This window comes from Sphingomonas sp., from assembly GCF_013812825.1.
GTDB lineage: Bacteria > Pseudomonadota > Alphaproteobacteria > Sphingomonadales > Sphingomonadaceae > Sphingomicrobium.
The window spans coordinates 1-6,029 of record NZ_JACCSU010000001.1 but is presented as its reverse complement, the minus strand read 5'-3'; the positions used below and the strand labels follow the sequence as shown (position 1 = coordinate 6,029).

General features: G+C 68.2%; 9 protein-coding genes. 5 read left to right on the top strand and 4 right to left on the bottom strand.

What is annotated here, in order from left to right:
• On the top strand, positions 1-674 hold a 674-nt coding region (locus tag H0T81_RS00045; protein WP_294008602.1), incomplete at its 5' end, for a cold-shock protein.
• 81 nt (positions 675-755) lie between these two features.
• On the opposite strand, the gene H0T81_RS00040 is transcribed toward H0T81_RS00045, so the two are convergent.
• The 3 genes from H0T81_RS00040 to H0T81_RS00030 form a co-directional block, all read right to left on the bottom strand.
• Positions 756-2,027: an amidohydrolase family protein gene (locus H0T81_RS00040; protein WP_294008600.1), complete on the bottom strand. Its 1,272-nt coding sequence runs from the start codon at positions 2,025-2,027 to the stop codon at positions 756-758.
• Between the two features lie 46 nt (positions 2,028-2,073).
• A complete protein-coding gene (locus H0T81_RS00035) occupies positions 2,074-3,693 on the bottom strand; it encodes a cisplatin damage response ATP-dependent DNA ligase (RefSeq protein ID WP_294008598.1) in 1,620 nt (539 codons plus the stop codon).
• A gap of 77 nt (positions 3,694-3,770) precedes the next feature.
• Complete coding sequence (locus H0T81_RS00030; protein WP_294008596.1) at positions 3,771-4,079, bottom strand: hypothetical protein; 309 nt, start codon at positions 4,077-4,079, stop codon at positions 3,771-3,773.
• A gap of 165 nt (positions 4,080-4,244) precedes the next feature.
• Here H0T81_RS00030 and rpmG point away from each other — a divergent pair, with 165 nt between their 5' ends.
• Positions 4,245-4,412: a 50S ribosomal protein L33 gene (gene rpmG / locus H0T81_RS00025; protein ID WP_294008594.1), complete on the top strand. Its 168-nt coding sequence runs from the start codon at positions 4,245-4,247 to the stop codon at positions 4,410-4,412.
• A gap of 107 nt (positions 4,413-4,519) precedes the next feature.
• Here rpmG and H0T81_RS00020 read toward each other — a convergent pair whose 3' ends face one another.
• Positions 4,520-4,930, bottom strand: a complete 411-nt coding sequence (locus tag H0T81_RS00020; protein ID WP_294008606.1) for a response regulator — start codon at positions 4,928-4,930, stop codon at positions 4,520-4,522.
• Between the two features lie 48 nt (positions 4,931-4,978).
• Here H0T81_RS00020 and H0T81_RS00015 point away from each other — a divergent pair, with 48 nt between their 5' ends.
• The 3 genes from H0T81_RS00015 to H0T81_RS00005 form a co-directional block, all read left to right on the top strand.
• The gene (locus H0T81_RS00015; protein WP_294008592.1) at positions 4,979-5,260 is read left to right on the top strand and encodes a DUF3572 family protein; all 282 of its coding nucleotides are present in this window, start codon (positions 4,979-4,981) and stop codon (positions 5,258-5,260) included.
• Complete coding sequence (locus tag H0T81_RS00010) at positions 5,257-5,886, top strand: HAD family hydrolase (protein ID WP_294008591.1); 630 nt, start codon at positions 5,257-5,259, stop codon at positions 5,884-5,886. Before H0T81_RS00015 ends, H0T81_RS00010 begins: the two co-directional genes overlap by 4 nt.
• Positions 5,883-6,029 (top strand): SDR family NAD(P)-dependent oxidoreductase (locus tag H0T81_RS00005; protein WP_294008604.1); only part of this gene is annotated, 147 nt, incomplete at its 3' end. The genes H0T81_RS00010 and H0T81_RS00005, both read left to right, overlap by 4 nt.

The window sequence follows — 6,029 nt, the reverse complement described above, 5'->3', positions numbered from 1 at the left end:
GCTACGGCCAGCGGCCATATGGCGGCGGCGGTGGTGGCGGCTTTGCCGGAGGCGGCGGCGGCGGAGGTTACGGCGGCGGCGACCGCGGTGGCTTCGCTGGAGGCGGAGGTGGCGGCGGTGCCCGCGGAATGCCTCCCCAGGTCGTCGGCGAAGGCAAGGGCGTCGTAAAATTCTTCAACCCGCAAAAGGGCTTCGGCTTCGTCGTCCGCGATGACGGCGGCGAGGATGTGTTCGTTCACATCTCGGCGGTCGAGCAGGCCGGCTTGACCGACCTTGCGGACGGCCAGCCGCTCGAGTTCACGCTCGTCGATCGCGGCGGCCGGATCTCGGCGACCAACCTCCGCATCGAGGGCGAGCCGATGGAAGTCGTGCGCGGGGGCGGCGCAGGTGCGGGCGGCGGCTACGGCGATCGTGGCGGCGCCGGCGGTGATCGCGGCGGTCCGCAACGCCAGCTGACCGGCGAGAAGGCCAGCGGCACGGTCAAGTTCTTCAACGCGATGAAAGGCTTCGGCTTCATCCAGCGCGACGACGGACAGCCCGATGCGTTCGTTCACATCTCGGCCGTCGAGCGCGCCGGAATGCCGACGTTGAACGAGGGCGACCGGCTGGAGTTCGAGATCGAAGTCGACCGCCGCGGCAAATATGCGGCGGTCAACCTGACTCCGGCCCAGTAACCGGGGACAAGAGCGGGGCAAAAACGCCCGTCCGGCAATGCGTCGGGCGGGCGTTTTTTTATCGGCTCGAAAAAGCAGCAATCAGCGCATCGCCACCGGCTTGCCCATCACCATCACATAGCCGACTCGAGTGAGCGCGGCGGCGCTCGTCAGCGGATCGCCGTCGACGGCGATCAGATCCGCCGACTTGCCGAGATCGAGCGTCCCCACTTCACTGCTCAAGCCCAACAGCTCGGCCGCGCCGGTGGTCGCGGAAACAAGCACTTCGCGCGGGGTCATCCCGCCGAGCCGCACCATCAGCTCGGCTTCCTCGCCGTTGCGGCCGTGCTCGAACACGCCCGAATCGGTTCCGAAGGCGATCTTGACTCCGGCTCGCCGGGCTTCCCGCAGCGCGTGGCCCCATACGGCCATCGCCTGGCGGCCCTTCGCCTCGACAACCGGCGTGTAGATGTTCTTGCCCAACCGGTCGCGAACGCCGGTGAAGGCCATCAGGGTCGGCACGAACCAGGTGCCCTTGGCTTTCATTGCCCGGAGCGCTGCGGCGTCAGCGAACGTGCCGTGATCGATCGAATCGACGCCGCCCAGCGTTGCATCCTCGATGCCGCGGGCGCCGTGGGCATGGGCGGCGACCTTGAGGCCGAGCCGGTGCGCGGTGCTGGTGATGGCGCGGATCTCGGCCGGGTCGAAATGGCCCTCGAGCCCGCGCCCCTGCTGGCTGAGGACTCCGCCGGTCGAGGTGATCTTGATGACGTCGGAGCCGCGCTTGGCCCATTCGCGGGCCCGCTGGGCGCACTGGTCGGCGCCGGTGCAGGTGCCGCCCGGGTCGAGCGCCGCGTTGACCTCCGGCCGGAAGCCGCTGACGTCGCCGTGACCGCCGACGATCGACAGCGCGCTGCCCGCAGCGAGGATTCGCGGGCCGGGCACGATCCCGTCGCGAACCGCGTCGCGCAGGGCGAAGCTCGACAGCCCCGGAGCGCCGAGGTCGCGCACGGTCGTGAACCCGGCGCGCGCGGTCAGCAGCGCGTTCTTGACTCCGACGACCGCCGCGAGCTCGTTGGAATCGATCGTTTCGCGCCAGAAGGGCGTGCCGGGATCGCCGGTCAAATGGACATGGGCATCGATCAGGCCGGGCAGGACGGTGCGCGAACGCTGGTCGATCACCGTCGCTCCGGTCGGCGCGGTCGCGCCCGGCTCGATGCGGGTGATCCGGCCGTTCTCGACAATGACCGTCGAAGGACCGCGCGCGGGCTTCGACGGGTCGACGATCAGCCGTCCCGCCTGGATCGCAAAAGTCTCGGCCGAAGCCGCCGATGCGGTCAGCAGCGCTGCGGCCGCGAGAATCGTTTTCTTCATCAAGAGCTCCACTGTCCGCTCGACCCTAGCGCTGCCGGGCGGTGCTTCAAGTCACCATCGCCAGCAGGGTCGCGACGTGGTCGGCCTCATTGGCCGGCTTGTCGGTCCGGATCCGGCTGATCCGCGGGAAGCGCATCGCCAGCCCCGACTTGTGGCGCTTGCTGAGATGGATCGAATCGAACGCGACCTCGAGCACCAGGGTCTTGGCGACCTCGCGCACCGGGCCGAAGCGCTCGACCGTGTTCCGCCTCACGAAATTGTCGAGCCACTTCAGCTCCTCGTCGGTGAATCCGAAATAGGCCTTGCCGACCGGCAGCAGCTCGCCGCCTTGCCCGGGATCGTCGGTCCAGCAGCCGAAAGTGTAGTCGGAATAATAGCTCGATCGCTTCCCGGAGCCGCGCTGCGCATACATCAGCACGCAGGCGGCGGTCAGCGGGTCGCGCTTCCATTTGTACCACAGGCCGGTCCGCCGCCCGGCGACGTAGGGACTGTCGCGGCGCTTGAGCATCATGCCCTCGATCGCCGCGTCGCGGGCGCCTGCTCGCAACTCCTCTAGCTCGTCGAAACTCTCCGCCTCGATCAGCTGCGACAGGTCGAACCGTTGGGGGTCGAGCTTCGTCACGAACCGTTCGAGCCGTGCCCGGCGCTCGGTCCACGGCAGCGGCCGCAGGTCTTCCTCGCCATCGAACAGGATGTCGTAGAACCGGACGAATGCCGGATACTCGCCCTGGATTCGGGCGCTGACATTCTTTCGGCCGAGCCTCTGCTGGAGCGCGTTGAAGCTGGCCGCCGCGCCTCCGTGCCGGTCCGCGCCCTGCGCCGAACCGCGCACCAGCAGCTCGCCGTCGAGCACGGCCCGGACCGCGAGCGCCGCGGCGATGTCCGGGAAGCTGCCGGAGATATCGTCGCCGGTGCGGCTGTAGAGCCGGGTGTCGCCGCCGGCCGCGCCCGGGACGTGGACCAGCTGGACCCGGATTCCGTCCCACTTCCACTCGGCGGCGAACTGGTCGAGCGACAGCTTCGTATCGTCGAGCGGGTGGGCGAGCATGAAGGGCCGGAACACTGGCACGTCGCGCGGGGTCGGCTGGACGCCGCGGCCCTCGGCCCAGTCGAACAGCTCCGAATAAGGCGGCCGAAGCCCGTGCCACACCTCCTCGACCGCATCGACGTCGAGTCCGAACGCGTTCGCCAGCGCCTGCTTGGCGAGCCGGGCGTTGATCCCGACCCGAAGCTCGCCGGTGGCCAGCTTGAGAAGCGCGAAGCGGCCCGACGAGTCGAGATGGTCGAGCATCGAAGCCAGCACCTTGGGCGCGTCGAGCCGGCTGGCGCTGCGCAGCCGCTCGACCGCATTGGCGATGCCGACGGTCGCGTCGTCGATCTCCGGCTCGCAGTCCTGCGCCGGCCACAGCAAGGCGACGGTCTCGGCGGTGTCGCCGACATAATCGCGGCTCATGTGGAACAGCACCGGATCGACCCGCTCCTCGATCAGCCCGCGGATCGCGGCGGGCTTGATGTGCGGGATGTCGAGCCCGCCAGTCAGGGCGGCGAGCGCGATTCCGCGGTCGGGGTCCGGCGTTTCCTTCAAATAATCGCCGATCAGCTTGAGCTTGGTGTTGCGCGAGCGCGTGTAGACGAGGGCGTCGAGCAGCTGGGAGAAAGCGCGCATCGCGCTTCCAATGCGCGAGGCCCCGCTACGGTGCCGAGTGCCCTACTCGCCTGTCCCCCGGACAGGCTGCGCAGGCACTAGTGCAAGCGGACGGCGAGCGCCGCGAGAATCGTCGTGCAGTCGGCCGGCGAATGGCTGTCGAGCGCCTCGTCGACATGCTCGAGGCAGGACTGCATCGCAACGCGGTGGCCGGGCAGGAGCGCCCGTTGCGCCGAGCTGCGCGCCAGCCCTTCCAGCGCGACCATGCCGTGCTCCGCGGCCATCTGCCGGATCGCGTCCATTCGAGCGTAAAGGTCGAGCGGGGACAGGCGCGGCCCGCGGTCGTGGATCTCGGCGATGCGCAGCCCGATCTGTCCTCGGACGAGCGCCAGCGGATCACTTGCCATCGGGCCTAGCCTCCTGTGTTAACAGCAGGTTGACACAGCAATGTTAACGGCTTGTTACACTCCCCCCAAGGTTGACAAAAATGGCCGCTGCGGCCAATGAGCGCGCCGATCGAGCGGCGCCGCGCGCGGGCCGCTTTTATTGTTTCAAGTGAGTGGGAATTCGCGATGGCCAAGCCGGCAACCGTCAAGATCAAGCTCGTCAGCTCCGCCGACACCGGCTTTTTCTACGTGACCAAGAAGAACCCGCGCAACCAGACCGAAAAGCTGGTTTTCAAGAAGTACGACCCGGTCGTGCGCAAGCACGTCGATTTCAAGGAAGCGAAGATCAAGTAAGGCCAAGCGGCCGAGCGCAGCGAGAGGATTGCGACGCAATCGTCGAGCAGCGTGAGAGACCGCGCAGCGCCCGGCGCGCCTTCCATCAAGAACAGACAGGCCCCGGATCAAGTCCGGGGTGACGGCTCTTGTCCGGGCGTGCTGCCACCGTCCTTCCCAGCTTCCGCCGGCAGCAATTCTTGAACCGCGGCCACGAACTTCACCACCGAGATCGGCTTCGACACATAGGATTGCGCACCGGCGGCGCGGATCCGTTCTTCGTCGCCCTGCGCCGAATAAGCGGTCACCGCCATGATCGGCACCTCGCCGAGCTGGGCGTCGGCGCGCAGCATCCGGATCAGCTCGAGGCCGCTGACGTGCGGCAGCTGGATGTCGGTGATCACCAGGTCGGGGTCGAAGGTCCGCGCCGAATCCAGCGCCAGGCGACTGTCCGTCACCGCCTGCGGCTCGTGGCCGTGCGCCGCGAGCAGGTCGCAGAACAGCTTGATGTTGAGGGCGTTGTCCTCGACGATCAGGATCTTGGCCAACTCACCTCCCCGCTTGCCAGCCCCGAGGGACCGTAAGCCATGAGCGGCGCGGCGACAAACGACCCTTCGGCCCTCGACCCGACAGCCTTGGCGCTTCGGGCCCTCGCTGCGACGCTCGGTGATCAACGGCTCGCGGAGCGTTTTTTATCCTTGAGCGGCATCGACCCTCCCGATTTGAGACAAAGAGCGTCCGATTCCGATGTGCTCGCGGCCTTGCTCCGCTTCCTCGAGGCGCATGAGCCCGACCTCCTGGCGGTCGCCGAACAGCTCGAAGTGGAGCCCGCGGCGCTGGTCGCGGCGCGCCACGAGCTGGAGCGATGACGAGACCGCTGCTGATCACCGATTGCGATGAGGTGCTGCTGCACATGGTCGCGCATTTCGCCGACTGGCTCGACCAGGAGCATGACGTCCATTTCGACATCGAGAGCGGCCAGTTCGACGCGATGAGCGACCGCCGCACCGGCGAGACGCTGCCGGTCGATGTCATCTGGCCGCTGCTCGACACCTTCTTCCGCGACCACATGCACCGTCAGACGCTGGTCCCGGGCGCGCTCGAGGCGCTCGCCCGGATCGGCGACGTCGCCGACATCGTCGTCCTCACCAACCTCGGCGACGACGCGCACGGCTGGCGGGTCGAGCAGCTCGCCGGCCACGGCATCCGCCACGAAATCGTCTGCAACCAGGGCGGCAAGGGACCGCCGGTCAAGGCCATCGTCGAGCGCCGCGGCGCGACCGACGCGGTGTTCATCGACGACCTCGCCGTCCATCACAGCTCGGTCGCCAGGCACGCGCCCGGCGTCTGGCGGCTGCACATGGTCGCGGAGCCGCGGCTCGCGGCCGCCGTGCCCCCGGCCGAGGATGCACACGCGCGGATCGACGATTGGCCGTCCGCGTGCGAGTGGATCCTCGACAAGTTCCAAAGCACGAAGTTCGAAAGCAAGCCATGACCAAGACGATCCTGATTACGGGCGCGACGGCGGGCATCGGCGCGGCGTCGGCGCGGCGCTTCGCGGCCGGCGGCTGGCGGGTGATCGCGACCGGGAGGCGCGGCGACCGGCTGCGCAAGCTGTCCGACGAGATCGGTGAATAC

Excerpts from the sequence above, each read along its gene's own strand:
- H0T81_RS00035 (WP_294008598.1), bottom strand. The coding sequence starts at position 3,693 with ATGCGCGCTTTCTCCCAGCTGCTCGACGCCCTCGTCTACACGCGCTCG.
- rpmG (WP_294008594.1), top strand. The coding sequence starts at position 4,245 with ATGGCCAAGCCGGCAACCGTCAAGATCAAGCTCGTCAGCTCCGCCGAC.
- H0T81_RS00010 (WP_294008591.1), top strand. The coding sequence starts at position 5,257 with ATGACGAGACCGCTGCTGATCACCGATTGCGATGAGGTGCTGCTGCAC.
- H0T81_RS00040 (WP_294008600.1), bottom strand. The coding sequence starts at position 2,027 with ATGAAGAAAACGATTCTCGCGGCCGCAGCGCTGCTGACCGCATCGGCG.
- H0T81_RS00015 (WP_294008592.1), top strand. The coding sequence starts at position 4,979 with ATGAGCGGCGCGGCGACAAACGACCCTTCGGCCCTCGACCCGACAGCC.
- H0T81_RS00030 (WP_294008596.1), bottom strand. The coding sequence starts at position 4,079 with ATGGCAAGTGATCCGCTGGCGCTCGTCCGAGGACAGATCGGGCTGCGC.